Origin of the sequence: Nonomuraea sp. NPDC049129, from assembly GCF_040648495.1 — a bacterium.
Lineage (GTDB): Bacteria > Actinomycetota > Actinomycetes > Streptosporangiales > Streptosporangiaceae > Nonomuraea.
In genome coordinates, this window is the sequence record NZ_JBEZDU010000006.1 from 131,456 (window position 1) to 153,552 (window position 22,097).

43 protein-coding genes and 1 pseudogene are annotated in these 22,097 nt (G+C 67.8%); 42 read left to right on the forward strand and 2 right to left on the reverse strand.

Translation table 11 applies throughout. From position 1 onward, the window contains the following. Window positions 1-44 precede the first annotated feature (44 nt). The 25 genes and pseudogenes from AB0B64_RS19755 to AB0B64_RS19875 all read left to right on the forward strand — a co-directional run bounded on the left by AB0B64_RS19755 (window position 45) and on the right by AB0B64_RS19875 (window position 11,802). Entirely contained in the window at window positions 45-293 is a 249-nt protein-coding gene (locus AB0B64_RS19755) for a helix-turn-helix transcriptional regulator (protein WP_358178812.1), read from the forward strand. Continuing rightward, window positions 290-661 carry a hypothetical protein gene (locus AB0B64_RS19760; protein ID WP_358178813.1) on the forward strand — a complete coding sequence of 124 codons (372 nt, stop codon included), beginning with the start codon at window positions 290-292 and terminating at the stop codon, window positions 659-661. The genes AB0B64_RS19755 and AB0B64_RS19760 overlap by 4 nt, the downstream gene beginning before the upstream one ends. 206 nt (window positions 662-867) lie before the next feature. Further along, window positions 868-1,131 carry a hypothetical protein gene (locus AB0B64_RS19765; protein ID WP_358178815.1) on the forward strand — a complete coding sequence of 88 codons (264 nt, stop codon included), beginning with the start codon at window positions 868-870 and terminating at the stop codon, window positions 1,129-1,131. Next, window positions 1,128-1,373: a hypothetical protein gene (locus AB0B64_RS19770; RefSeq protein ID WP_358178817.1), complete on the forward strand. Its 246-nt coding sequence runs from the start codon at window positions 1,128-1,130 to the stop codon at window positions 1,371-1,373. Before AB0B64_RS19765 ends, AB0B64_RS19770 begins: the two co-directional genes overlap by 4 nt. Further along, window positions 1,370-1,699 carry a hypothetical protein gene (locus AB0B64_RS19775; RefSeq protein ID WP_358178819.1) on the forward strand — a complete coding sequence of 110 codons (330 nt, stop codon included), beginning with the start codon at window positions 1,370-1,372 and terminating at the stop codon, window positions 1,697-1,699. The genes AB0B64_RS19770 and AB0B64_RS19775 overlap by 4 nt, the downstream gene beginning before the upstream one ends. Next, a complete protein-coding gene (locus tag AB0B64_RS19780) occupies window positions 1,696-2,526 on the forward strand; it encodes a hypothetical protein (protein ID WP_358178821.1) in 831 nt (276 codons plus the stop codon). The genes AB0B64_RS19775 and AB0B64_RS19780 overlap by 4 nt, the downstream gene beginning before the upstream one ends. After that, a complete protein-coding gene (locus AB0B64_RS19785; RefSeq protein WP_358178823.1) occupies window positions 2,523-3,116 on the forward strand; it encodes a hypothetical protein in 594 nt (197 codons plus the stop codon). Before AB0B64_RS19780 ends, AB0B64_RS19785 begins: the two co-directional genes overlap by 4 nt. Next, entirely contained in the window at window positions 3,113-3,460 is a 348-nt protein-coding gene (locus AB0B64_RS19790) for a hypothetical protein (RefSeq protein WP_358178825.1), read from the forward strand. The genes AB0B64_RS19785 and AB0B64_RS19790 overlap by 4 nt, the downstream gene beginning before the upstream one ends. Then, window positions 3,457-3,840, forward strand: coding sequence for a hypothetical protein (locus tag AB0B64_RS19795; protein WP_358178827.1), 384 nt, complete (start codon window positions 3,457-3,459; stop codon window positions 3,838-3,840). The genes AB0B64_RS19790 and AB0B64_RS19795 overlap by 4 nt, the downstream gene beginning before the upstream one ends. A 44-nt stretch (window positions 3,841-3,884) precedes the next feature. Next, window positions 3,885-4,007 carry a hypothetical protein gene (locus AB0B64_RS19800; RefSeq protein ID WP_358178829.1) on the forward strand — a complete coding sequence of 41 codons (123 nt, stop codon included), beginning with the start codon at window positions 3,885-3,887 and terminating at the stop codon, window positions 4,005-4,007. Between the two features lie 59 nt (window positions 4,008-4,066). Further along, entirely contained in the window at window positions 4,067-4,909 is an 843-nt protein-coding gene (locus AB0B64_RS19805) for a hypothetical protein (protein WP_358178831.1), read from the forward strand. Next, a complete protein-coding gene (locus AB0B64_RS19810) occupies window positions 4,909-5,265 on the forward strand; it encodes a hypothetical protein (RefSeq protein ID WP_358178833.1) in 357 nt (118 codons plus the stop codon). The genes AB0B64_RS19805 and AB0B64_RS19810 overlap by 1 nt, the downstream gene beginning before the upstream one ends. Before the next feature lie 80 nt (window positions 5,266-5,345). Next, window positions 5,346-5,801, forward strand: a complete 456-nt coding sequence (locus tag AB0B64_RS19815) for a hypothetical protein (protein ID WP_358178835.1) — start codon at window positions 5,346-5,348, stop codon at window positions 5,799-5,801. Between the two features lie 199 nt (window positions 5,802-6,000). Then, the gene (locus AB0B64_RS19820; protein WP_358178837.1) at window positions 6,001-6,609 is read left to right on the forward strand and encodes a hypothetical protein; all 609 of its coding nucleotides are present in this window, start codon (window positions 6,001-6,003) and stop codon (window positions 6,607-6,609) included. Beyond that, the gene (locus tag AB0B64_RS19825; RefSeq protein ID WP_358178839.1) at window positions 6,606-7,019 is read left to right on the forward strand and encodes a hypothetical protein; all 414 of its coding nucleotides are present in this window, start codon (window positions 6,606-6,608) and stop codon (window positions 7,017-7,019) included. The genes AB0B64_RS19820 and AB0B64_RS19825 overlap by 4 nt, the downstream gene beginning before the upstream one ends. Beyond that, window positions 7,016-7,423 carry a hypothetical protein gene (locus tag AB0B64_RS19830; RefSeq protein WP_358178841.1) on the forward strand — a complete coding sequence of 136 codons (408 nt, stop codon included), beginning with the start codon at window positions 7,016-7,018 and terminating at the stop codon, window positions 7,421-7,423. Before AB0B64_RS19825 ends, AB0B64_RS19830 begins: the two co-directional genes overlap by 4 nt. Beyond that, a complete protein-coding gene (locus AB0B64_RS19835; RefSeq protein WP_358178843.1) occupies window positions 7,416-7,841 on the forward strand; it encodes a hypothetical protein in 426 nt (141 codons plus the stop codon). Before AB0B64_RS19830 ends, AB0B64_RS19835 begins: the two co-directional genes overlap by 8 nt. Further along, window positions 7,841-8,254 carry a hypothetical protein gene (locus tag AB0B64_RS19840; protein ID WP_358178845.1) on the forward strand — a complete coding sequence of 138 codons (414 nt, stop codon included), beginning with the start codon at window positions 7,841-7,843 and terminating at the stop codon, window positions 8,252-8,254. Before AB0B64_RS19835 ends, AB0B64_RS19840 begins: the two co-directional genes overlap by 1 nt. Then, on the forward strand, window positions 8,247-8,462 hold the full coding sequence (locus AB0B64_RS19845) for a hypothetical protein (protein WP_358178847.1): 216 nt from the start codon (window positions 8,247-8,249) through the stop codon (window positions 8,460-8,462). Before AB0B64_RS19840 ends, AB0B64_RS19845 begins: the two co-directional genes overlap by 8 nt. Then, window positions 8,459-9,547 (forward strand): DNA cytosine methyltransferase, encoded by a 1,089-nt coding sequence (locus AB0B64_RS19850; protein WP_358178849.1) that lies wholly within the window; start codon window positions 8,459-8,461, stop codon window positions 9,545-9,547. Before AB0B64_RS19845 ends, AB0B64_RS19850 begins: the two co-directional genes overlap by 4 nt. Window positions 9,548-9,752: 205 nt before the next feature. Then, window positions 9,753-10,541: a hypothetical protein gene (locus AB0B64_RS19855; RefSeq protein WP_358178851.1), complete on the forward strand. Its 789-nt coding sequence runs from the start codon at window positions 9,753-9,755 to the stop codon at window positions 10,539-10,541. A 195-nt stretch (window positions 10,542-10,736) separates the two neighbouring features. Next, window positions 10,737-11,012: pseudogene (locus tag AB0B64_RS19860) on the forward strand (WhiB family transcriptional regulator); the annotation flags it as partial. 45 nt (window positions 11,013-11,057) lie between these two features. Further along, on the forward strand, window positions 11,058-11,216 hold the full coding sequence (locus tag AB0B64_RS19865) for a hypothetical protein (protein ID WP_358179453.1): 159 nt from the start codon (window positions 11,058-11,060) through the stop codon (window positions 11,214-11,216). Next, a complete protein-coding gene (locus tag AB0B64_RS19870; protein ID WP_358178853.1) occupies window positions 11,216-11,575 on the forward strand; it encodes a hypothetical protein in 360 nt (119 codons plus the stop codon). Before AB0B64_RS19865 ends, AB0B64_RS19870 begins: the two co-directional genes overlap by 1 nt. Continuing rightward, the gene (locus AB0B64_RS19875) at window positions 11,572-11,802 is read left to right on the forward strand and encodes a helix-turn-helix transcriptional regulator (protein WP_358178855.1); all 231 of its coding nucleotides are present in this window, start codon (window positions 11,572-11,574) and stop codon (window positions 11,800-11,802) included. Before AB0B64_RS19870 ends, AB0B64_RS19875 begins: the two co-directional genes overlap by 4 nt. A gap of 23 nt (window positions 11,803-11,825) precedes the next feature. Here AB0B64_RS19875 and AB0B64_RS19880 read toward each other — a convergent pair whose 3' ends face one another. Beyond that, on the reverse strand, window positions 11,826-12,011 hold the full coding sequence (locus tag AB0B64_RS19880; protein WP_358178857.1) for a hypothetical protein: 186 nt from the start codon (window positions 12,009-12,011) through the stop codon (window positions 11,826-11,828). Between the two features lie 150 nt (window positions 12,012-12,161). On the opposite strand from AB0B64_RS19880, the gene AB0B64_RS19885 reads away from it, so the two are divergent. The 16 genes from AB0B64_RS19885 (at window position 12,162) to AB0B64_RS19960 (ending at window position 21,155) form a co-directional block, all read left to right on the forward strand. Beyond that, entirely contained in the window at window positions 12,162-12,686 is a 525-nt protein-coding gene (locus tag AB0B64_RS19885; protein ID WP_358178859.1) for an endonuclease domain-containing protein, read from the forward strand. Between the two features lie 115 nt (window positions 12,687-12,801). Next, complete coding sequence (locus tag AB0B64_RS19890) at window positions 12,802-13,902, forward strand: hypothetical protein (RefSeq protein WP_358178861.1); 1,101 nt, start codon at window positions 12,802-12,804, stop codon at window positions 13,900-13,902. Beyond that, entirely contained in the window at window positions 13,899-14,459 is a 561-nt protein-coding gene (locus AB0B64_RS19895; protein WP_358178863.1) for an ATP-binding protein, read from the forward strand. Before AB0B64_RS19890 ends, AB0B64_RS19895 begins: the two co-directional genes overlap by 4 nt. After that, a complete protein-coding gene (locus tag AB0B64_RS19900) occupies window positions 14,456-15,841 on the forward strand; it encodes a DnaB-like helicase C-terminal domain-containing protein (RefSeq protein ID WP_358178865.1) in 1,386 nt (461 codons plus the stop codon). Before AB0B64_RS19895 ends, AB0B64_RS19900 begins: the two co-directional genes overlap by 4 nt. A 115-nt stretch (window positions 15,842-15,956) precedes the next feature. Then, complete coding sequence (locus AB0B64_RS19905; protein WP_358178867.1) at window positions 15,957-16,223, forward strand: hypothetical protein; 267 nt, start codon at window positions 15,957-15,959, stop codon at window positions 16,221-16,223. Continuing rightward, the gene (locus tag AB0B64_RS19910) at window positions 16,220-16,774 is read left to right on the forward strand and encodes a hypothetical protein (RefSeq protein WP_358178869.1); all 555 of its coding nucleotides are present in this window, start codon (window positions 16,220-16,222) and stop codon (window positions 16,772-16,774) included. Before AB0B64_RS19905 ends, AB0B64_RS19910 begins: the two co-directional genes overlap by 4 nt. Then, complete coding sequence (locus AB0B64_RS19915) at window positions 16,771-17,490, forward strand: helix-turn-helix transcriptional regulator (RefSeq protein WP_358178871.1); 720 nt, start codon at window positions 16,771-16,773, stop codon at window positions 17,488-17,490. Before AB0B64_RS19910 ends, AB0B64_RS19915 begins: the two co-directional genes overlap by 4 nt. Window positions 17,491-17,534: 44 nt before the next feature. Beyond that, window positions 17,535-17,831, forward strand: a complete 297-nt coding sequence (locus tag AB0B64_RS19920; RefSeq protein WP_358178873.1) for a helix-turn-helix transcriptional regulator — start codon at window positions 17,535-17,537, stop codon at window positions 17,829-17,831. Continuing rightward, entirely contained in the window at window positions 17,809-17,997 is a 189-nt protein-coding gene (locus AB0B64_RS19925; RefSeq protein ID WP_358178875.1) for a hypothetical protein, read from the forward strand. The genes AB0B64_RS19920 and AB0B64_RS19925 overlap by 23 nt, the downstream gene beginning before the upstream one ends. Before the next feature lie 12 nt (window positions 17,998-18,009). Next, window positions 18,010-18,222 carry a hypothetical protein gene (locus AB0B64_RS19930; RefSeq protein ID WP_358178877.1) on the forward strand — a complete coding sequence of 71 codons (213 nt, stop codon included), beginning with the start codon at window positions 18,010-18,012 and terminating at the stop codon, window positions 18,220-18,222. Between the two features lie 42 nt (window positions 18,223-18,264). After that, on the forward strand, window positions 18,265-19,173 hold the full coding sequence (locus AB0B64_RS19935; RefSeq protein WP_358178879.1) for a phage Gp37/Gp68 family protein: 909 nt from the start codon (window positions 18,265-18,267) through the stop codon (window positions 19,171-19,173). Next, window positions 19,170-19,427: a hypothetical protein gene (locus AB0B64_RS19940; protein ID WP_358178881.1), complete on the forward strand. Its 258-nt coding sequence runs from the start codon at window positions 19,170-19,172 to the stop codon at window positions 19,425-19,427. Before AB0B64_RS19935 ends, AB0B64_RS19940 begins: the two co-directional genes overlap by 4 nt. Beyond that, window positions 19,424-19,870 (forward strand): DUF397 domain-containing protein, encoded by a 447-nt coding sequence (locus AB0B64_RS19945; RefSeq protein WP_358178883.1) that lies wholly within the window; start codon window positions 19,424-19,426, stop codon window positions 19,868-19,870. The genes AB0B64_RS19940 and AB0B64_RS19945 overlap by 4 nt, the downstream gene beginning before the upstream one ends. Before the next feature lie 120 nt (window positions 19,871-19,990). After that, window positions 19,991-20,578 carry a DUF5565 family protein gene (locus AB0B64_RS19950; protein WP_358178884.1) on the forward strand — a complete coding sequence of 196 codons (588 nt, stop codon included), beginning with the start codon at window positions 19,991-19,993 and terminating at the stop codon, window positions 20,576-20,578. Continuing rightward, on the forward strand, window positions 20,575-20,946 hold the full coding sequence (locus tag AB0B64_RS19955) for a hypothetical protein (RefSeq protein ID WP_358178886.1): 372 nt from the start codon (window positions 20,575-20,577) through the stop codon (window positions 20,944-20,946). The genes AB0B64_RS19950 and AB0B64_RS19955 overlap by 4 nt, the downstream gene beginning before the upstream one ends. Beyond that, entirely contained in the window at window positions 20,946-21,155 is a 210-nt protein-coding gene (locus AB0B64_RS19960) for a hypothetical protein (protein WP_358178888.1), read from the forward strand. Before AB0B64_RS19955 ends, AB0B64_RS19960 begins: the two co-directional genes overlap by 1 nt. A 255-nt stretch (window positions 21,156-21,410) precedes the next feature. Here the strand turns inward: AB0B64_RS19960 and AB0B64_RS19965 are convergent, their stop codons facing one another. Next, window positions 21,411-21,560: a hypothetical protein gene (locus AB0B64_RS19965; protein WP_358178890.1), complete on the reverse strand. Its 150-nt coding sequence runs from the start codon at window positions 21,558-21,560 to the stop codon at window positions 21,411-21,413. 216 nt (window positions 21,561-21,776) lie between these two features. Between AB0B64_RS19965 and AB0B64_RS19970 the strand changes: the two genes are divergently transcribed. Continuing rightward, complete coding sequence (locus AB0B64_RS19970; RefSeq protein ID WP_358178892.1) at window positions 21,777-22,052, forward strand: hypothetical protein; 276 nt, start codon at window positions 21,777-21,779, stop codon at window positions 22,050-22,052. The last annotated feature ends 45 nt before the right edge of the window (window positions 22,053-22,097 follow it).

Below are 22,097 nucleotides of genomic sequence, written 5' to 3' on the forward strand. Positions count from 1 at the left end.
TGGACTCTGGACTCTGCATACAGATCTGTACTAGTCTGCAGTCCATGCAGCTCACAAGAGCCGACGGAAAAAAGATCCGAGCCCGACGCGAAGCCGCCGACCTCACCGTTGATGAACTCGTCGCCAAGCTCGCCAAGCGCGAAAAAATGCAGCGGCATCCCGACACCATCAGGAACGTCGAACTCGGCCACGCACAGCCTGGCTTCAAGCTCCTCAACGCCATCGCTCGCGTCTTAGGCGTACCCCGCGAAGACCTGCTGGCCGACGATGCCGCCGAGCGGGAATCGGCATGAGCGCCACCCCTGCCTACTGCCCCTGCGGCAAGACGCTGCACACCAAACACTGCCTGGCGGAGCTGTTCAACTGCAAGCCTCGGGCCGTCGTGCGAATGGCCGCGTCGGGCCGTTGGGGATCCACCAGGGTCACGGTTGGCAAGAAGGGCACCGGTGAGTACCGGTGGACCGACGAGATGATCGCCGAGATTGTCAGCGAAGGTGAGCAGCGGCCCGCCGCCCGCGAGACCGCGAACGAGCCGAAGCGCCAGGCCGTCAAACCGCAGCCCGTTCCGCGCCGCACCCGTCAGCCACAGCCCGCCCCCATCTCTGGGAGCAACGTGCGCCCGCTCGTCGCCAAAGGTCCACGCATCGGGAAGGCGTCGTGACCGCCACCGAGCGCTACAACCGCGACGTTCTGGCCGGCGCCATGCTCGCCCGGATCCTGCGCGCCATCGATGACGCCCTGGAGTTCGCCGCCGAGATCGGCGCCTCCACCCCCTGAAAAGACGCGGGCCCGACAGCTTCTGACCCCTGCCGGACCCGCTTGATCCCGCTCAAGAGCACTGACTGATCGATAGAGAGCAGGACCTCAATGACTATCTCATCTCCCGAACGTACCGGCGTAATGCCGGAGATCGCCGGGTCCGGTGTTGCCCGGTACCAGGTCAGGTACACCTGCCTGGACTCCGAGGGGGACCAGCAGTTCGGCACCGACCCCGTGGAGGGGATCGCCGAGGCCCACCTGGAGTGCGCGCGGATCCTCGAATACCAGGAGAGCCGCGGTCTGCCGGAGGACGCCAGCATCTGGTGGCGGGTCGGCGCCAGACCGTGGCAGCGGTGGGGCGGTGTCCTGTGAAGGGCATCGCGATGATCGGCCCCGCTCTGGTGGTGGGCGACACGCTGCTCATGCCGGACGGCCGCGAACTGCTGATCTCCAAGCTGAACCCGGCGACGGGCGGCGAGGCTATCGCCGCGGGGGCGCGCGAGGTGTTTTCCGGCTCCTGGTCGATGACCGTGGAGCGCGGCGAGAAGGTCTGCGTGTTCCCGCGCCACGGCGTGCTGTACCGCTCCGTCGAGCAGGCAGAGGTGTCGGCGTGACGGGCTCCTGGTTGACGCTGTCCGCCGCCGCTTCCCGCATCTCTGACGTGACCGGCCAGCCTGTGAGCTTGGACGACGTCCACCGTCTCGCGGGCGACGGGCTGTTGACCGTGAGCTGGCTGCACGACCACTACGGCGTTCTCAAGTCCTCCCTCACTGCCTACCTGTCGACCGTGCCCGCCTCGGAGTTGGCCGCCCACGGGGGCGACGACCTAGCCGAGAGCAAGCCCCGACCGACATGGACGGCGTGGACCGATCCCGATTACCGCCGCGAACAGGCCGACTACGACACCACCCCCAACGCCGAGGGAGACGACGAGCAGTGACAACGACCGAGGCCGAGCGCAACCCGCTGCTCGACTTGCTGAAGCCCTTCCCTGAGGAGATGGTCGGGAAGCTGCCCCGCATCATCTGCCCTGGCTGCTCGCGCAACCGTGGCTCCTGCGACGAGCACAAGAAGGCCAAGTGCGACGAGTGCGGCGCCATCACCTCGCCCCGTCACATTCACCTCGACTACGTCGGCCACGCGGACGTGACGAAGCGCCTGATCGAGACGGACCCGGCGTGGTCGTGGGAGCCGGTGGAACGCGACGTGGACCCGCAGGTTCTCACCGCCGCGATAGCGACCGGCAACCCGGACATGGTCAAGGCCGTCCTGGACGCGGCCCCTCCCAAGTTCGACGTGGACGGCCACGGCAACCCGGTCGGCTTGTGGATCTACCTGACGGTCCTCGGCGTGCGAAGGCGTGGCTACGGCTCATGCCCCGGCAACCAGTCGGACGCCGCCAAGGTCCTCATCGGTGACGCGCTCCGCAACGCGGCCATGCGATTCGGTGTCGCGCTGGACCTGTGGGCGAAGGGCGACCGCGCCGACCCATCCGCCGAGAACGCCGTAGCCGCTCCAGGCCGCCGCGCACACCAGTCGCGCCAGCAGCCCCGACAGCAGGCGGCTCAACCAGCCGAGGTCGATGAGGCGTGGGTGGTCGCCTTCCAGAAGCGCCTGTTTGAGGCGCCGGCCGACCAGATCGGCAAGCTCAAGCAGGAAGTGCTGGACAAGTTCAAGCAGCGCGCCATTGACCCGAAGACCGGCAACGAGCTCATGGACGCGATCAAGACGCGTCAGGCGGCCCTCGACGGTCAGGAGGCTGCGTGAACGCCAAGACCCACGCGCTGAAGGTGGCCGCCGCCAAGGTGCTGGCCGACATCGTCGCCGAAGGGTACGAGCAGCTCCGCAAGGACGCCGAACCCGACTTCGCCGAACTTCGCAAGACCACGAACTCGAAGTCGCTGAGCGCGGAACTGCCGGACGGCACCGAGCTGGGCAGCATCGCCATCCTCGCCGGCCCGCCGAACACGCAGGTCAACATGAAAACCCTGTCGGGGATCATCGCCAACGACGCGCCCGAGGAGTTCGTCGAGGCGCTCACCGACGACGCGTTGACGGACGAGAACCTGCTGGCGTTCGTCCGCGACCAGATGCCGCACCTGCTCAAGCTGAAGATCCGCGACGACTACCTGAAGAAGACGCTCAAGCGGATCGACTCCAACGGCTACCTGAAGGACGCCTCCGGCACCCGCATCAAGGTGGCGGAGGTGACGCGCGGCGAGCCGACCGGCAAGTTCGCGTTCACCGCCGGGCCTGGTGCTCGTGAGCTGGTGTGGCAGGCGTGGCAGGACGGCACCCTCCAGCCGCTCATCGGCGACCTACTCAACCCCGCCATCGAAGCGGGTGAGCAGACATGACGCTGACACCCAACGAGATCGCAGCCAACCTGATCAGCCTCACCCGCGACCTGGACACCCTGGTCAAGGAGTACAAGCAGCTCGGCGTGAAGGTGGCCAACGCCAAGCGCGCCGCCGAGGTCGCGTACGCCCGCGCCTATCTGGAGTCCGCGGGGCCGGTGGAGGAGCGCAAGCAGACCGCTCTCCTCAAGGCCGACGAGCAGCGGTTCCAGGCCGACCTCGCCGAGCGCGAGGTGGCTGGCTGCAAGGAGGCGCTCCGAGCGATCCACGCCCGCATCGAGGTCGGTCGCACGTTGAGTGCCACCACCCGCGACGAGCTCAAGACGCTGGGGGTGACCACGTGAAGCGCTCCTCGATGCCGCGCCGCAAGACGGAGTTGAAGCAGGGCAAGCCGCTCGAGCGGAAGACGGCCCTACGGGCTGGCGGGAACATCGAGCGCAAGACCCCGCTCAGGGCGCGCTCCAAGAAGCAGGAAGCCAAGTACCGGGTCCGTCGCGTCCTGGTAGCCGAACTGCTTGAGGAGCGACCGATCTGCGAGCGCTGCCAGTCGGCCCGTGCCACGGACGTGCACGAGCCAGGCATGCGGTCGCGGGGCGCCGACATTTGCGATCCCGAACAGTGCGTGTGCCTGTGCCGGCTGTGCCACTGCTGGATACACGACAATCCGGCTGCTGCGACGGCTGAGGGCTGGCTGATCGCGTCATGGGATCGGAAGGCGTCATGATGCGCGCCCAGATCGTCCCGGCATGGTGCCCGACCTGCACTGCTGTGACAGGCCATCTCCTGGCCTCCTGCACGATCGCCTGCCCGCACTGCTCCACTGCGCGCGTGATCGAGGCCGAAGTGCCGGTGCTGTCGGTCCAGATCGTCGCCGACATCGACTTTCCCTAGCCCCTGCCGGTGGGCGACCTATCGGGGGCGCCCACCGGCACCAACCCCAAGGAGATCGTGTGAACGAGCTCGCTCTCATCCAGTCGCAGGCGGTCCGCGCCGAGCATGCTGGCCGCGTCGACGTCCTCGACAAGGTCAAAGCGCTGAGCCTGCTCCCTGATGGCGTCCACGCCACCACGGAGATGGTCGCCTCCTACTACGAGGTGACGCCTGAGGCGATCGACCAGATCGTCAAGCGGAACCGCGCGGAACTGGCGGGCAACGGCTACAAGGTCATGCCGCGCGCCGAGTTTGAGAGTGTCATCGGTGACACCCTCGAACTGTCTCCACAGACCCGCCGCGTCGCGGTGTTCAGCCGCCGGGCGATCCTGAACGTCGGCCAGATCCTCACCGAGTCCAAGGTGGCCAAGGACGTTCGCGCCTACCTCCTGAACGTTGAGGAGATCGCCACCCACGAGCAGCGGTCCGAGGCGATCGACCGCGTCGAGCTCGCGAAGGCCCGTATCGAGATGCTCGCCTCCACCGTCGGCTACCTCGACGACAAGTGGGTCAAGCTCAAGATGAAGATCCAGGCGGCGATCGGGCTGGGTGAGGAACCCGAAGTCGACGCCGACGACATGCCGCTGTACGTCCCCGACTTCCTCAAGTCGAAGGGCCTGACCGACGCGCAGATCCGTTCCGCGCAGTCCTGGTTCGGCCGCCGCGTCGTCAAGGTCGCACTCGCCGAGCAGCGGCCCATGCCCGACAAGCGCGCCGAGAGCACCAAGAGCGGCGCCGTCCGTGAAACGTACGCCTGGACTCGCAAGGACCTGCCTCTCTTCGAGGAGGTCTGGGACATGTACTACGCCGGCGGCTACGCCCAGGACGAGCAGGCTGGCCTTTTCGCTGGGAGTGACGCCTGATGGCCGAGGAGCGAGAGTTCGTCATCCGCGCGCTGCTCGAGTTCGAGTACCGGGTGACGGCCGAGAACGCCGACGAGGCCGAGCGGCTCATGGAGGAGGGCGGACTCGACGACAAGGGCGCATGCGTCGGCTACCGCGTCGAGGCGGTCGTCTCGCCGGACAAGCGCGGCCACACCTGGTGGGACGAGGACGACCTGCGTGCCCGCTGTGAGTGCGGCCACCTGGTTGTCAACGAGCACACCGGACGCAAGTTCGGGGAGCGCGAGCCGAGCAAGACGTTCACCAGGCGGTGCGGCGCCTTCCGATGCAACTGCCTGGCCCCGGTCGAGGCTGTGGCCTCCGTCCCCTCTCCCTGACCTTCTTCCCGCGTACTCGACCGCTCGGGGGCCGAGTACGCACCCCGCAAAGATCCACAACGCACCAGGAGCCACCAGCAATGAGCAATACCAGCGTTTTCGACAACCGCATCGCCTACCGGCCCGCCGTCGTGGACCTCTTCCACGCCGCCGTCGACCCGGAGATCAAGCTGGCCAGCGACGAGATCGCCGAACTCCAGGGGCAGGTAAACCAGCTCCAGGTGCGGATCGCCGACCGCAAGCAGCACATCGCCGAATTGCGGCAGGCGCTCAGTGACGTGGTCGCCAGCGCGGACCTCCCCATCACGGGCCTGCCGCCGCAGCCGCAGCCGTGCCGCTCATGCGACCAGCCGATCGTGACCGTCGCGGACGGCACCTGGACGCACGCGGGCCGGGAGCTGCTGGAGAAGGGCCACCTGTGCACCCCGGAGGACAGGAACTCGCCCGTGGCCGAGCCGGTGAAGGGTCCCGGTCAGGCATTCGGCGACTGGAACGAGGCGATCGAGCAGCAGCGGTCAGAGGGGAGACGGCCGTGAGCCTGTTCTCCCGCCACACGGGCCGGCACTGCCGTCACGGATCCCGGCCCTCTCGCGGATCTCTGTCTGGCTGGTCGTCGCTGGCGCAGCTTGTCCCGGTGCCCGCCGCTCTGGACTTCACTGGCCGGCTCCGTACCCCTCTGGCCATCGCGCCGGTGGCCTCCCCTGACTACGACACCAACCCTCTGGAGCGTGTTTCGTGAGCACCGAAACCCCTGAGAAGACCCCGTACCAGCTCCGCCGTGAGGCTGTGGCCCGCGCCATCGAGGCCTGGCAGGAGCTCCTCGGCAGCGAGTCCGGCCATGAGCCCGAAGACGCGGGCGACCTGGAGGACTGCCTCATGGACGCAGGGCTGATCCTGCAGCCGCGTTCGACCGGCCACGGCAAGTGGCGGGTGCTCGTGGACGGCAAGCCCGCCCCGTACCCCGGCCAGGACCTCCTGACGGGCCCGATCGGGGCCGAGGAGGTCGCCGAGGTGTTCCTGACGCAGACAGCAGCCGACGAGTACGGCGAGCGGCAGATCGTAGTCCGCCCGGCCACCGAGACGGAGATGGTCACCTCCGCCGTTACCGGGGACACCACCGTCCGCGAGGAGCCATTCCGGCTCACAGCCGAGACATACAAGTCCTCCCGCGAGAACGCCACCGGCCGCGTCGAACTGGAGATCGGCGGTTCCGGGCGCCGGGTCGTGATCGACCTGGGGGACGACGGCGACGAGATCCTCGCCGGGCTGCTCGGCTTCCATGAGCGCGACGACGAGGACGAGTTCTTCGACGAGGACGAGGACGCGTCCGGTGGTGTCGCATGAGCGAGATCACCCCCGAGAAGGTCGCCGCCGCCGTCTGTGAAGGCGTCGGCGGGTGGATGGACTGCCTTGAGGCTGCGCTGACCGTGACAGCCGAGCGCAACGTCCTGAGCCTGGATGTCACCAGGTGGGACGGGCCGGGCGACTCTGAGGTGGTCCGCCACTTCCGGGCAGTCGTCGTCCCCGGCGAGACAGTGCCAATCGTGCTGGAGCGTCCCGCTGAGCTCGGCATCTCGTGGGATGACGGCGGCGATCTGCTCGCCCTCACCCCCGACGGGATCCGTCTGTACCTGCGAGGTATGGATGAGTGGGAGCTGGACCCGTCCGATGCGCGCGAGCTTTCCGCCCAGCTGGCCGAGATGGCAGACGCCCACGAGGCCGCTCAGGCAGAGCAGAGCGGCGGTGCCTCATGAGCTTCGGCCACTTCAGCGACGACTGCCACAAGCACCACGACCTCGTCGTGGACTTCGGCGGACCCGCCCCCACGATCGTCTGCTTGTGCGGTTCGACGAGGTTCCGGGGCGAGTTCACCTGGGCTAACCGGGAACTGACCCGCTCTGGCGCGATCGTTCTGGCGCCTGGCGTGTTCGGGCACTCTGGCGACGAGTTCACCGACGACGACAAGGCCCGGCTCGATGACCTGCACCTGCGGAAGATCGAGCTCTGCCACGAAGTGCTCGTGATCAATTCGGGCGGCTACATCGGCGAGAGCACCCGCTCGGAGATCGAGTACGCAGAGAAGCTCGGCAAGCGGGTCCGCTACCTGGAGCCCAACGCCGCAGACCTTCGGAGCGGAGAGGTGGCCGACCATGCCTGAGCCTCTCGCACTGCCCTCCTACGACGATCTCGACGAACTGGTGGACACGGATCCGATCCGCCTGCGCGACAGGGCGTGGGAACTGCGCTGCGAGGCGGCTCGTCTCGCCGAGGACCTGAAGCGCGCCACCGAGGTCGTGGCCGCTGTTCGCCAGGTGACCGGCGGCGGCTACCTGCCGCCCGCCTGGTCCTACAAATGGCGTGAGCGGGCGGAGACAGCCGAGGCCGAGGTGGACCGCCTCAAGGCCGAGAACGAGCTGCTGCGCCGCCTCCACGTCGGCGCGGAGAACAGCATCAACGCCGCTCTCGACCTGGCGGCCCGGCTGGACCCGACCTGTGGCCACACCCGCGTGAGGGCCTTCATCGCCGACCTGCTCCGCACCCTGACCACCACCCCGCAAAAGGGGGTGGGCGAGTGATGGCCCTCATGCTCGCGGAGGCGGTCCGCCGCACCCTGAGAGACCTCGCGGCGCGCGTCCAGCCGTACAGGCTGGTCGTCGCTGCTGCAGGGTCCAGCGTGCTCGGCGTCGCGGTCTTGGCCTACTTCGGGCTGGGAGCGTTCCTGCTCGGCGCGTCCTGCATGTTCGTCGGTGCGACGTTCGGCGGGCTGGCCGGCTTCGACCTCGCCCGCTCCCGGTACACGGCCGAACTGGAGCGGGCCGAACGTGAAGCAGCGCGCCTCGCCGCCGAGCTGTACGTCCACGCGACCACGATCGAAGACCAGCGACGGGTGATCGCCAGACGGGACGAGTCCCTCCGCATCGCGGACGAGCGCGCGGCATCCCACCTGGACGCGCTGAACGAGCTCCGCCGGGAGGTGTCCGGTGGCTGACCTGATCCGCGACATCCTCACCGGTATCGGCGCCCTCGCCCTACTCGCCGCCGTTGCCGTCGTCGCGCTGGCATGGCGAGCATTCAGGCGCGACCAGCAGACCCTTAAGACCGCCTTACCGCCATGCGACCTTCCCGCCCTCTCGCCCGAGCAGCACCGCCGCCTCCTCGACGACCTGGAGGCATTCGAGAAGGGGGAGCGGCCGTGAAGGGCCAGCACGTGATCAACCTCTTCGCTGGGCCAGGCGGCATGGACAAAGGCGCCGAGATCCTAGACCTGTCCGAGCTGATCCACGGCTACGACATCGACGCCGACGCCTGCGCCACAGCTACCGCCGCGGGGTTCCTCCGCACTCAGGCCAGCGTGACTGACCTCGACCCTGACGACTTCGCCGGCACCACCGCCGCTCTGATTACTCCGCCGTGCCCGCCGTTCAGCCGTTCCGGCCTCGGCAAGGGCATGAAGGACTTCCCCGCCATCAGCGGGGCGCTGACGCTGCTGGGCGACTATTTCGCGGGCATGGTGTCCGAAGGCGCCTACCGCGAGGCGCTGGCCGAGCTGCGCGATACGCGGTCAGCTCTCGTCGTCGAGACGCTGCGGTTCGCGTTCCTCATGCCCGACGTGCGAGTGGTGCTCGCCGAGCAGGTGCCCGGCGTAGCCCCGATCTGGCAGGAGATCGGCGCCGAGTTGGCCATGACCGCGGGCTGGTGCTTCCTCGGCGTGGTCTCAGTCGCGGCCGAGGACCTCGGCGCAGCGAGTCGCCGCACCCGCACGTTCCTGATCGCCACCCGCGACTACGCCCCCGACCTGGTCGGCCTGCCGATGCGGTCGCTGTGGCACACCGGCAAGTTCGGGCCGCCGCCCGTGGACGAGCCGGTGCCGTCGTACGAAACCTTCCCGTCGACCAGCATGGCCGCCGCGCTCGGCTGGCCCGACGGCGAAATGGTCAACACCCGCGGCAACCGCAAAGCGACCGGCGGCAACTTGTTCTCCGCGGACAAGCCCGCCTGGTGCCTCACCGAGAAGGCCCGCACCTGGTATCGGGTCAGCGACGGATTACGGCTGACCCCGGCTGACGCCGGCCTGCTGGTCGGATTCGACCGCGGCCACCCGTGGTCAGGATCGCGATCGAAGTGCTTCCTCCAGGCCGCCGACGTGGTCTCTCCGATCGTGGCCGCGGCCGTGCTCGGCGCCGCGCTCGAACTCGACTGGGAGCCCGCGGTCCGCGGATACCTGGCCTCCATCTACCCGACCGACAACTACCAGCTTCCCCTGTTCTCGGCGGTGGCTTGATGTCCGTCGACCTCCGCCCCTGCTGCCAGCGCTCCCTCTCTGCCCCTTGTGCCTGTACGCACGTCGAGGTCCTTCATGCGATCCGAGGCAACGGCACGCGCGGCGCCTGCTCCATCTCGACCGGCGCGAAGGCCGTCCCGTGCGGGTGCAAGTCGTTCGAGGCTGCTCCGGCTCGTCTCTCGCCGGCGCCAGCGGGGGCCTCGTCATGAGCGTCGACTACGACATGCAGTGGAGGCTCGCCGAGGTGAGGCATGGCTACACGCTTCACGACCTTGACCAGATGACCCGTGCCGCAGTGATCGCCGACAGGTCCATGGCGTCGAACATTGAGGACCGCAAGGACATCGCGTGGTCGGCCATCGCCGAGCACTTGTGCATGAGCGAGGAGCCTCCTGCGCGGCAAGAGCTGATCCGCATCGGGTGGCAGGCCATCTACCGGGAGGCGCGCACCGCATACCGGGAGCGCGGACGGCCCGACGAAGCGTGGTCCGGCAGCGAGAACGCGCCCAGGCCGCGGTTCGCGCAGTACTGGCGAGACCGGCAGGTCGCCCCGTCGCACGAGCATCGCGTCGTGGAGTCGATCGCGGTCTGGCAGGTCCTCGCCCCACTGACCGACACCTACCGAAGCGCCGTCGTCGCCCTGGCGACCACGGACGACTACGACAAGGCCGCGGAGATGCTCGACATCAGCTACACCGCATTCAAGTTCCGCATCCAAACGGCCCGCAAGAGCGTGCTCAGCCTCTGGCATGAGGGTGAGACACCCCACCTGTCCCGACACCGCACAGACCGGCGCGTCGGCTCCCGTAACGCCGAGCTGGCCACGCACTGCAGCAACGGCCACGAGTGGACGCCCGAGAACACCTACACCCGCAATCGGATCATGCGCGGCAAGCGGCACACCAGCCGCGTGTGCAAGACGTGCGAGCACGACCGCAGCGTGCAGCGGGCCCAGGACAAGCGCGAGCGCGCGGAGGTGCCCGATGCCTCTTGACCTCGCCGCTGACCTTGAGCGGATAGCCCGCCACATCCCGCACCTCGAAGCGGCAGCCCGCGACGAGTCCGCCGTGCCTGCTGCCCGCGCCGCGCTAGCTCTCGAACTCGCCGCTTGGCGGATGGCGCTGAACCTCGCCGGACAAGACCGGACCCCCTCGGACGAAACCGGAAACCCTCGAACGGAGACGCACCCATGACCTTTCGTCGACAGCTCGCCCGACCGCGCCCCTCTTGGGCTTGGCAGGACGACGCAGCCTGCCGCGGGGAGGACCTGGTCCTCTTCTTCGGCCCCGACGGCGAACGGCCGCCACAGAAGGACATCCGGGAGCGGAAGGCGAAGGCCATCTGCGCCCAGTGTCCGGCCCGAGCGGCTTGTCTCGATTACGCACTGGCCAGGCCAGAGAAATATGGGCTGTACGGCGGCCTGAATGAGGATGAACGCGTATCCGTTCGCCGGCGCCTATTGCGGACCGGCACGCTTTCCACTGTCGCCCGCCCCGGCCCGCGAGTCACCGTGTCCGAGAAGCGGTGCTGCCGCTGCCAGGAGGTGCTGTCCGCCGAGCTGTTCTACGCCGACAACCGGGCCACGGACGGGCTCACGTCCGCCTGCAAGGGCTGCCAGCACGCGGGGGAGCGGCAGGGTCGCCGTGACGCGCGCGAGGAGGTGGCGTGATGGCGGAACCAGCGCCGCACGGCACACCCAGGCGCTACCGGCACGGCCCCTGCCATTGCGACCTGTGCAGGGCCGCGCACGCCGCGGCGGCCCGGCAGCGGCGCCGGGACAAGGCGTACGGACGCTACCGGCCCGACGTGGATGCCGAACCTGTACGCCGTCACGTCCGCAAGCTTCACGAGGCCGGTCTACGGATTCCGCAGATCGCCGCGCTGGCGGACCTGAACCGCAGCACCGTCTCCACGCTGCTGCGCGGCAGGCCGCCCCAGGGTGTCCCACCGACGAAAAAGATGCGGGCCGTCAACGCCGACAAGTTGCTGGCCATCCGCGCCGAGCAGTGGATCGGGGTGGCGTCGTGAAGCATCCGCTCATCGAGGCGCTGGCATCCCGCCGGATCGAAGCCGGCCTGTCCCAGTCCGCCCTGGCCCGCCGCATCTACAAGTCAGCCCGAGCCGTGAGCCATTTCGAGAGCGACCCGGGCGGCCGTCAACTTCTGCTGGTTGAGGAAGTCGCCCGCGGCCTGGGTCTGCGTCTGGCGTTGGTGCCTATCGAGGACGACGCCGAGCAGCTTGAGGAGGCGTCGTGATCTTCGGGGGCGTTGAGGCGCGGTCAGGAGTCGGCCGGCTCAGTGTCCTTGGGCGGGCGGGGAAGTCGTGCGCCGCGCTCGCCTATGTACCAGCGGATGAAGTCCCGGATCACCTGGGATCGCTTGCGCTCGCCGACGAGCGCGCCGAAGGCAGTCCACAGCTCGTCCTCGACCCTGATTGGCCGGTGCTTGGTGTGGGTGTCCTTCACGAGGTCAAGCGTAACCCGTGTATATGCAGGTGTGATCGTCGCGAGGTTGCCGTGTATATCCACAGGCGCTATCTTCGTGTATATCCACGCCAGGAGCAAGTTCCCTGGCAGATGAGGCTTTGTTCGCGACGGGCCGGGGGGCTATTCGGCATGCGCAAAATCGATACAGCGGTTGGCGTGGTCCGCACCATGCCGGGTCATATCAACTGCCACCACCGCTTCTACGGGCTCAACTGCCGCGACTACGAGCAAATGCTGGTGGCCACTGGCCAACGGTGCGAGATCTGCGGCGTCCCGCCACAAGGCAACACGAGCGGCAAGTTGTTCATCGATCACGAGAACAAGCTCGGCCTGTGGGCGGTCCGCGGCCTGCTCTGCCACCGCTGCAACAGCCTGAACGCCGAGCGTCCCGGATGGAACGTTGTGGCGCCTGCGGGCTCGGATCGATACCTAGCCAACCCCTGGTATCGCCGACGCCTCGCCGAACTCGGCATGTCGGATGAGCCGCCCGCCGAGCCGCCGCCGTCCGCTGTCGTTCGGGACTCGCATGGGGGTCTCTGGATTCACGCCCGCGGAGAGTGGCGTACGAAACGCAGCCGCACCCGCGGCCGTGACTGGTCGAGGCTCGTCGACCAGTTCGGACCGATCGGGCTCACGATCACCCTTCCGCTTTGACCAACTACTCGAACATCTGAGTGATCAGGGGGACTGAAGTGGCCACATCTCGAAGACCGGCATCTCTCTCATAGGCCCAATCCCCGAGTAGCACCCCGAGAGAGAGCCCCTCTACGTGAACGACGACGAACAACCCGCGGGAGGCCAAGCCGCGGGCCTGAACCAAGCGGCGATCGACTGGGCGTGGGTTCAGTCGATCGCCAACAACCCCGGTGCGCGAATGGCGCTGCTGTGCCTCGCGCGCCGGGTGGATGAGACGTGGGAGTGCACGGCCAGTCAGGAGGAGGTGGCAGTGGACGCGATGGTTCCGGCCCGCTCGATGCGTCGCTACCTCGAGCACTTGGAGGACGGCGGCTTCATCGAACGGCTGAAGCGCCTGGATGAGAAGGGGCAGAGGTTGCCGTCCGTGTTTCGGCTAAACCCCAGGTCGAGCCCAACGGCCATATTGGCCAGTGGACGCGACCAGCAAGGACGCCGGGAAGGGGGGCATTCCACCAGCTCGGACCCAACGGCCAATTTGGCCACTGGACAGACGGCCCAGTGGCCAAATTGGCCGTTGGATAAACCGGACACTTCCAGCTCAGAGCCAACGGCCATATTGGCCGTTGGGAAACAGGTTTCTGAGGAAGACGAGCCATCGGCCAATCTGGCCACTGGATCTGACCAGCAGGAACAGCCACCGGCCAATTTGGCCGATGGGCAAGGGGCGCTGTGGGGGGACCCCCAAAACGGGGAAACTGGCAGGTCAGGTCCAGTGGCCAATTTGGCCGATGGGAAATCCCGGACAAGAGAGAGTTCTTCTTCAAAGAAGAAGAACAAGAAAGAACCTCTCTCGTCCGGGATCCGCGACGACGTCGAGCAACTCTGCAACCGCCTCCTGTCGTGGCTGGTGAAGAAGGACTACCGCAACCGTCCAGACGCCGTGACCGAGGCCTGGCGAACCGAAGCGCGGCTTCTGCTCGACAAGGACGGCGCCGACCTCCAAGAGGCGCTCGCGGTCCTCGATTGGAGCCAGCGAGACGGCTTCTGGCACAAGAACATCAACTCGATGCCGACGTTCCGCACCCAGTACGGCCAGTTGGAGCTCAAGTCGAGGGGCGCTCGAGGAGACGCGCCGACCGCCGCTACCGGAACAACTCACCAACGCCCCACGCCCCTGCCGCCTCGTGTCGGCGGCTACGAGAACGCGAAGAACTTCGGAAGGAAGCGATCATGAGCGATGGCAATGGCCTGTCCGAGTGGCACGAGGAACGTCGGCGTAAGCGCATCGCCGACTTCCAGGCCAAGCGGCCAGACCAGCTCCGCCACAAGGGCGACCTGAATGACGACATCGCCGAATGGGGTTCACGCCTGTTCGACAGGACCGCTGGCAACCTGATCCTGTTCGGTCCGACCGGCGTCGCCAAGACCTGGTCGAGCTGGGAAGTCATGGAGCGGGCGCTGAAAGTCGGATACGACGGCCAGGTCCTCATGCTGGCGCAGGCCGACTGGCAGGAGATCGTCGGCCCGCCCGCGGACCGTGAGCGGCTCGCCGACATGCGCATCGCAGACGTGCTGGCTTTGGATGACCTCGGAAGCTCTCGGATCAACGAGTGGACCCGAGAACTGCTGCTCCCCGTGATCGACAGCAGGTGGTCCCAGGGGCGCCCCACGATCGTCACGTCGAACCTCGACGACCTCGACGACAAGCTCGGCGAGCGGATCACCTCCCGCCTCGCCCACCGCGCGACCGTCGTGGTGCTCGAAGGCGACGACCTGAGGGGGAGCCGATGACCGCGACCGACTTCGAGACGAGCGGCTGGGAAGCCACCGAGAAGGTCGTCGCCGCCGAGATGGCGATTGCCGGGGCGGCCATCCAGTCCCGGACGGCGCTGGACGACGCGGCAGAACTGGTCGACCCCGCGGACTTCTACGGCATCGCCGGCCTGGTGTTCGCCGCTGCTCTGTCGTTGCGTGAGCAGGGCAGGCCGATCGAGCCGACTGCGGTTCTCATCGAACTGCAGCAGAGGGGCGACCTCGAGCGGGTGGGGGGCGGCCCGTACCTGCACACGCTGCTCGAGCACGCCGCCGTCGACGGGTCGATCGGCCACTTCGCGCGGTTGGTCGCCGCCGACGCCGACCGGCGCAGGCTCCAGGAGGCCCTGCGCCGCGGCGTGCAGATGACAGAGCACGCCTCATGGGAGCCGGACGCCGACACCGACCGGGTCCGGCAGATGGTCGACGCGGCCACCGCGCGACGGGTCGGCGAGCGTCCGCGTGACGTGTCCGCCGCCATGATCAAGCTGTTGGACGAGTTGGAGAATCCGCCGCCGAAGCTCGACGTGGTGGAGCCGCCGTTCGAGGACCTCGCCCACCTGCTGGGCGGAGGGTTCCGTAAGGGGCAACTCGTCGTGGTGGCAGGCAGGCCCGGCCTGGGCAAGAGCGTCCTGTCCACGGACTTCGCCCGCAAGGCGGCGATCCAGGACGGCGAGCGGAGCATCATCTTCACGCTCGAGATGAGCGAGGAGGAGGTCCTGCAGCGCATCACCGCCGCCGAAGCGCGCGTACCGCTCCGTGCCATCCAGACCCGCAACGTCACCCGGCAGCAGCTGGCTGCCGCCGCAGAGGCCGGCGCCCGCATCTCCGGATCACCGCTGACGATCGACAACGCGCCCGGTTGCACGCTCGAGCACATCCGCGCCCAACTCCGCTGGCTGTCCCGAGACGACCCAGCGAAGCTGGCCGTCGTCGACTACCTGCAGATCATGAACGCGCCCAAGCACCAGCGTCGTGACATGGAACTCGGCATGGTCACCCAGCAACTGAAGGCCATGGCGGGCGAGTTCGGGCTGACGATCGTGCTGCTGTCCCAACTCAACCGGGAGTCTCAGAAGCGGCAGGACAAGCGCCCCCAGATCGCCGAGTTGCGCGACAGCGGGTCCATCGAGTCCGACGCCGACATCGTGATCATGGTGCATCGCGAGGACGCCTACGAGTCCGAGACACCCCGCGCGGGCGAGGCTGAACTCATCGTCGCCAAGAACCGCAGCGGACCTCTCGCGACCATCACCGTTGCCGCGCAACTCCACTACAGCCGCCTGATCGACATGGCGAAAGACGACGAATCATCAACCCCCGCCACCGACGGCCGCCCGAACCTGCGCGCCGTCAACTGAGAGCCACCCCATGAACTCGTGCCCGGCCTGCAGCGGCCGGCACCCCGACGACCCACCCTCCCGCCGCGTCTGCGAGTGCGGCACCAACTGGACCTCTCCCCGAAAGGACTTCCCGATGAGCGCAGCGGCCGACTTCTTCAAGTGGCGCGAAGACTGGCTCCAGTTCATCCCGGTCCGCAACAAGCACGGCAACTGGGCCGTCGCCATCATCATCGACGACGGATACGGCGACCTCGCGGATGCCCTGCACAACTGCGAGGACTACCAGCGCAAGGTCGAGAAGGCGTGCGCCGAAGACGGACTGCCGCTCGGCGTTCCGCTCAACCCGGTCACCCTCCGACCGCAGGTCGCGGAAGGCGCGATCGTCGAGGAGATCGAGTGAGCATCAAGCCGATCGAGACCTGGTACCGCGGCTATCGCTTCAGGTCGCGCACCGAGGCAAGGTGGGCAGTCTTCTTCGATGCGCTCGGGCTGCAGTGGGAGTACGAGCCTCAGGGGTATCTGGTGGACGGTAAGCCATACCTGCCGGACTTCGAGGTGGCCCTGCCGAGCGGCGAGCGCATCTTCGCCGAGATCAAGGGAGCGGGCACCGACGAGCACGAAGGGGAGCACGTCGACCTCTGCCGTGCTCTGGCTCGCGAGTCGGGGCGTCGAGTGCTCCTCCTCGTGGGCGCCCCCGGTCATCGGCTGTTTCACCTGTTCGCGCCGGGCCTGCCCAGCGACGGATTCATGGCCGCCTTCTTCCACGACTACGGGCCGATGCTGACCGTCGCCGACCAGTACTGGTTCCAGACGGTGGCGCTCAACGAGAACACGGGTGTCTTGGAGTTCACGCATGACGCGCGCGGGCTGGTCAAGTCGTTCGGGCAGGGCCTTGTGGACGCCGTGACCGCTGCTCGTTCTGCCCGTTTCGAACATGGGGAGTCCGGGTGACCGCCCCGGACGGCGACTGGGTGGCGGTAGGGCGCGCTGTCCGCGAGCGGCGCCGCGAGATCGGAATCCCGACGCAGCGCGCCGCGGCGGAGCGGTCCGGCGTCTCGAAGAACACCTGGCAACGATTGGAGATGGGGAAGCCAGTCTCGATGACGTCGCTTGTGGACGTCGCCGCGTGCCTGCGATGGGAAGAGTCCGCCCCTTGGGCACTTCTTCGCGGCGACGGCGCGCCGGTAAGCGAGGCGACGCCGGCCACCGACCCGAACGCCTGGCAGGCGCTCGCCGCAGCGGTCAGAAGCCGCCGCCTCGAACTCGGTTTCATGACCCAGAAGCAGGCCGCTGGCAAGGCGGGCATCCACGTCAACACGTGGAACGCCGTCGAGAACGACAAGCCCGTCAAAGCGGCGAGCCTCAGCGCTATCGCTCGCGTCCTGCGCTGGCATCCGGCCCGCATCACCGCAATCCTTCGCGACGGCTCGCTGCATGCCGACTTCAAGGACGCTGAGCCCAACGCGGCTCCGCCTTCGCAGCCTGCCCTGCTGTTCATCACCTCGAATGGGACCCGCTGCGAGATCGACCGGGACGTCTGGGACCCGCTCGACCTGCCGGCGCGCGAGCGAGCCCTGTGCCGGGCTCTGTTGCTGCATTCGCTGGCTCGCCTCGACGAACTGCCAGCCAACCCTGGGCCGTCCGACCCGATCGAGGAGGCGCAGTGACACAAGGCCCTCGACCCTCCGCCCGCCCTGCCCCGTACGCCGCCGTGGCCGGCCTCCTGGTCGACCTCCCGACGCTGCTGCGGGAGGCGCGTGAGGACCGCGAGCTGAGCCTTCGGTCGGCGGCAGAGCAGATCGGCTACTCGCGGTCGACGCTGGGCCGTATCGAAGCCGGTGAGTGTTTCCGCGTGGACATTGCGGTCGCTGTCCTGCGGTGGCTCGGCACCCCTGCCCCATCGGGCGCGAACCGTCCACAACCTGTGCGAATGCCTGTGGACGGGACCGCATCAGCTGTTAACCGGACAGACATGGAGGCGACCCGTGCTCAAGATCAGCCTGCGTAAACGGCAGGGCTGGGAACTGGCCAACACCGCCCGCCGCAATCAGAACCGCTCGCACTGGTACCGGCTGATCGGGATGCGGCGATGGGCGCTGATCCTCATGGTCGCCGACCCCGACTTCGTCAGCGAAGCCGACCCGAGCAACGTCCCGCACGAACCGATCCCGTAGGAGAGAGCCTCAATGGCCAAGGCCAAGCACGACCACAGCGGTTGCGCTGGAGTCCTGAAGGACGAAATGGCATCGATGGGCGTGGAGATCACCGTCCGGACGGTGAAGCCGCTCGTGGCTGGCCCGTACACCACAGACCCGCACATCTGCCCCCACGGGACGCGGTTCTGGATCGAGCCGACGGGCGAGCAGATCGCCGCGTGGGCTGCGAACGGCGTCGAGTGACGCGACCTTCCTGTTTTTCAAGATCGAACGAGGAGAGCCTTCATGGCTGATACCAAGATCGAATGGACGGATGTTACCTGGAACCCCACGACCGGCTGCGACCAGATCTCCAGCGGTTGTGACAACTGCTATGCCCTCACGATGGCCCGGCGGTTGAAGGCCATGGGGCAGGCGAAGTACCAGACCGACGGTGACCCGCGAACCTCAGGTCCCGGCTTCGGCCTCGCCGTGCACGAGGGATCGCTGAATGACCCGTTCACCTGGCGTACGCCGCAAAAGGTGTTCGTTAACTCGATGAGCGACCTGTTCCACGCCAAGGTGCCGCTCGACTTCGTCCGCCGCGTCTTCGAGGTGATCGAAGCCACCCCGCAGCACACCTACCAGGTGCTCACCAAGCGGGCATCGCGCCTGCCGAAGGTCGCGGACAAGCTTTCGTGGCCGCGCAACCTGTGGATGGGCACGTCGATCGAGTCCGACGAGCACACAGGCCGCGCTGACGACCTGCGCCAGGTGCCCGCAGCGGTGCGGTTCCTGTCCCTGGAGCCGCTTCTCGGCCCGCTGCCGTCGCTGGACTTGGCCGGCATTTCCTGGGTCATCGTCGGTGGGGAGTCCGGCCCTGGCGCGCGGCCGATGTACCCGGACTGGGCGAGGTCTCTCCGTGACCGGTCGGTCGCGGCCGGCGTCGCCTTCCACTACAAGCAGCACGGCGCCTGGGCGACCTACGGCGACGGGGAGACCACCAGCGCAGGCAGCCACGGCCCGCTGGCCCTCGTCAGCCCCGACGGGCGGACCCACTCCACCCGCATGGGCGTCCTCGCCCCGGCTGGCTCCGTGCTGATGGCCCGGTACGGCAAGCACCGCGCTGGCCGGGTTCTGGATGGGCGCACCTGGGACGAATTTCCGCAGGAGAGGGCCGCCGCTGGTGTGGCGTCCCGTGAGGGCTCTCCATGACGTGGCCGTTCCGCCCGTACCCGTGGCCGTTCCGCTCGGTCGACTTCTGGGATGCGGCCACGGTCGTGGGCGACCCGCCGACGGTGGCCGAGCGGGTGGTCGACGAGGCGGACGGGGTGTGGCCGTTCGGAGACGCCGACGTCGCGGTGGAGGCGTGCGTGCTGGACGACCTGGCAGCGCTGACCTCGGTCCACGGACCGTGGGAGGCGGCGAACCTCAGGTTCAACCCGATCGGCGAAGGAGACCGACGATGATCCCGAGCGAGTGGCGTAACGCCAGCGACTGCAACGGCGCCTCGTCGTGCGTGGAGGTGCTCGTCGACGACGGCTGCATCTTGGTGCGGGACTCCAAGCTCGGTGTGGCCTCGCCCGTGCTTCGGGTTCCGGTCTCCAGCTGGTGGTCGTTCCTGGCTGCCGTGAAGACGGGCCAGGTGCTCACCTACAGAGGCGTGCTGTGGGTGGCGGATGTGGACGCCGGCTGGCTGATGTGGCTGCGGGACGAGCCGGACGTGGTGCTGTCGTTCGGCCGGGCGGAGGTTGCTGCGTTCGTCGCAGGGGTTCGCGGTGGCGAGTTCGATCTGGAAGCCCTGAAGGCGTCTTCCTCCGAATCTGCGACGGTCGCTTCGGGCGGGCATGCCTCTGGCGCGCCCCAGAAGCCGCCTCTCGCGTTCGTAGAGCCGCCTCAGGTCTCTCGCTAGGACTCACCCCCCGGATCGCGGGGCTCCGTGGATTCTGCGGCTCCGTAGATAGATCACCAGTACGGAAAGACGATCAAGAAAACATCGATCAGAGCGAGATTCGAGAGAGGAATCGAACGAATGCGCAAGATCCCCACGCTGTTCCAGCGGGACTGGGACGGCCACCCGAAGCACGTCACCCGCGAACCGAACCCCGAGTGCGCCTGGGTCTTCGCCGGCGAGGGCCAGCCGACCGTGAAATGGGACGGCACATGCGTCATGCTCGACGACCAGGGCGAATGGTGGGCGCGGCGCGAAGTCAAGCCAGGCAAGCTGCCGCCGAAGTGGTTCCGTCCCATCGAGACCGACGACGAGACAGGCAAGACCATCGGCTGGGAGCCGGTCGAGCAGTCGTCGTTCGCGAAGTGGCACGCCGAGGTTCTGGACCGTGGCGAACGGTTCCGGCCGGGAACGTACGAGCTACTCGGCCCGAAGGTCAACGGCAACCCCGACGGGTTCGAGGCGCACGTCCTCATGGAGCACGGGTGGGCGCCGCTCTCCATTCGGGAGGACGTCAAGGCAGCCCCGCGCGACTACGACGTGCTCGCAGTCTGGCTCAGCGCCCGGCCGTACGAGGGCATCGTCTGGCACCACTCCGATGGCCGCATGGCGAAGATCAAGCGGCGCGACTTCCCGGCTCAGCGGTCCGGAGAGGCGGCAACCCGATGAGCGCCGAGCGGAAGATCGTCAACCTAACCCCGCATGCGATCCGGATCTACCATCCGGACACCCCAGACCGGATCGACGACCTGGCTTGCGGGCTGCTCTACCTGATCCCACGGTCCGGCACTGTCGCCCGTCTCGCCACGATCGACCTCGGAACGTGGGAGTACATCGAAGGCGTCCCGATCGAGGGCGTCGAGTACGGCCACGCCCACAACCTGCCGCCGAAGCAGGACGGCGTCCACTACGTGGTGTCGCTGGCGCTGGCGCTCGGCCAGCCGCACCGCGATGACCTGCTCGTCCCCTACTCCGAGGTCCGCAACGCCGACGGCACGGTGGTCGGCTGCCGCCTCCTGGCGAAGGTCGCCGGCTGATGACCAAGGGCAGCGCTGACTACGTCCGCCGCTACTACCAGGTGCCCGCCAAGCGCGGCGGCCGGATCAAGTTCCGGGGGCAGCCCGGCACCATCGTCGCCTTCCATGGCGCGGGCCTGCGGGTCCGCCTGGACGACAACCCGAAGCGGATCCTCACCTGCCATCCGACGTGGCGTATCGACTACCTCGACGGGGCGGGAGAGCGGTGAAGCCCGCCCTCCGGTTCTTCGCCGCCCTGGCCGTTGTCCTGCTCGCGGCCGCCTGCGCCAGCTATAGCGCCAGCCCTCCCGGCGTGGTGGTCGATACGGGCCTGCGCTGGGTCGAAGTGCGTGAGGACCGCAGCGGCACGACGGTCAGGCATGACACGGACAAGCAGACGCCTCGCCGTTGCGATCGCGGCGATCGGTGGTCGGAGTGTGCGCGAGGACCGTTCGCCGGGACGTTGGGGGAGTCCCGGTGAAGGGCTACTCCCCGGAGGGAGGCGTCTTGCGGGGATCCTCGCCCGTCAGCGTGTCGGTGAACTCTTTCGCGGGCCGCTCGGGAAGCTTCGCGCCGGGCCGCCTCAGGTACCAGGCGATGAACTGGTTGAGCGCCTTTGCCCGATCGCTGTCCATGTGGGCGGTTGTAGTGCCCAAGTCGTTCCAGTCCGCATCTGGGACGCGGACGGCGCGGTGCTGGGTCTTGGGCTTGTTCGGCACGTGATCAACAGTGCCAGTTGTACGTACAGACATCAACTCAACCTCCTGCTTGGTGTACGTACATTTCGCTATTGCGGTGTACGTACACCCAAGGCTATGGTGTACGTACACCGAAAGCAATGGGGAGAAGTGATGACGCTCATGGCCACCGAGACGAAGACCGCCACCACGATCGCGATGCAGATCGCTGACCTGTCCGAAGAGCTCCGTTCCCTGCCCGTGGACGGCCTGGTCGACGTCCTGATCGCGCTGAGTCGGGCCACCACACACATCGCCGACTTCGTAGCCGCCGCTCCCGCGCACTACCCGCACGTGACCAAGCGCGCAGCCGACCAGATCCAGAACTCGGCCGGGTTGCTGGAGTTCGCGATCGACGCCGAGCTGAACCCGCCCGCCGACGACGCCTGACCTTCCCCTCCGGCCCGGGAGAGATCCCGGGCCCACCCAGTCCGA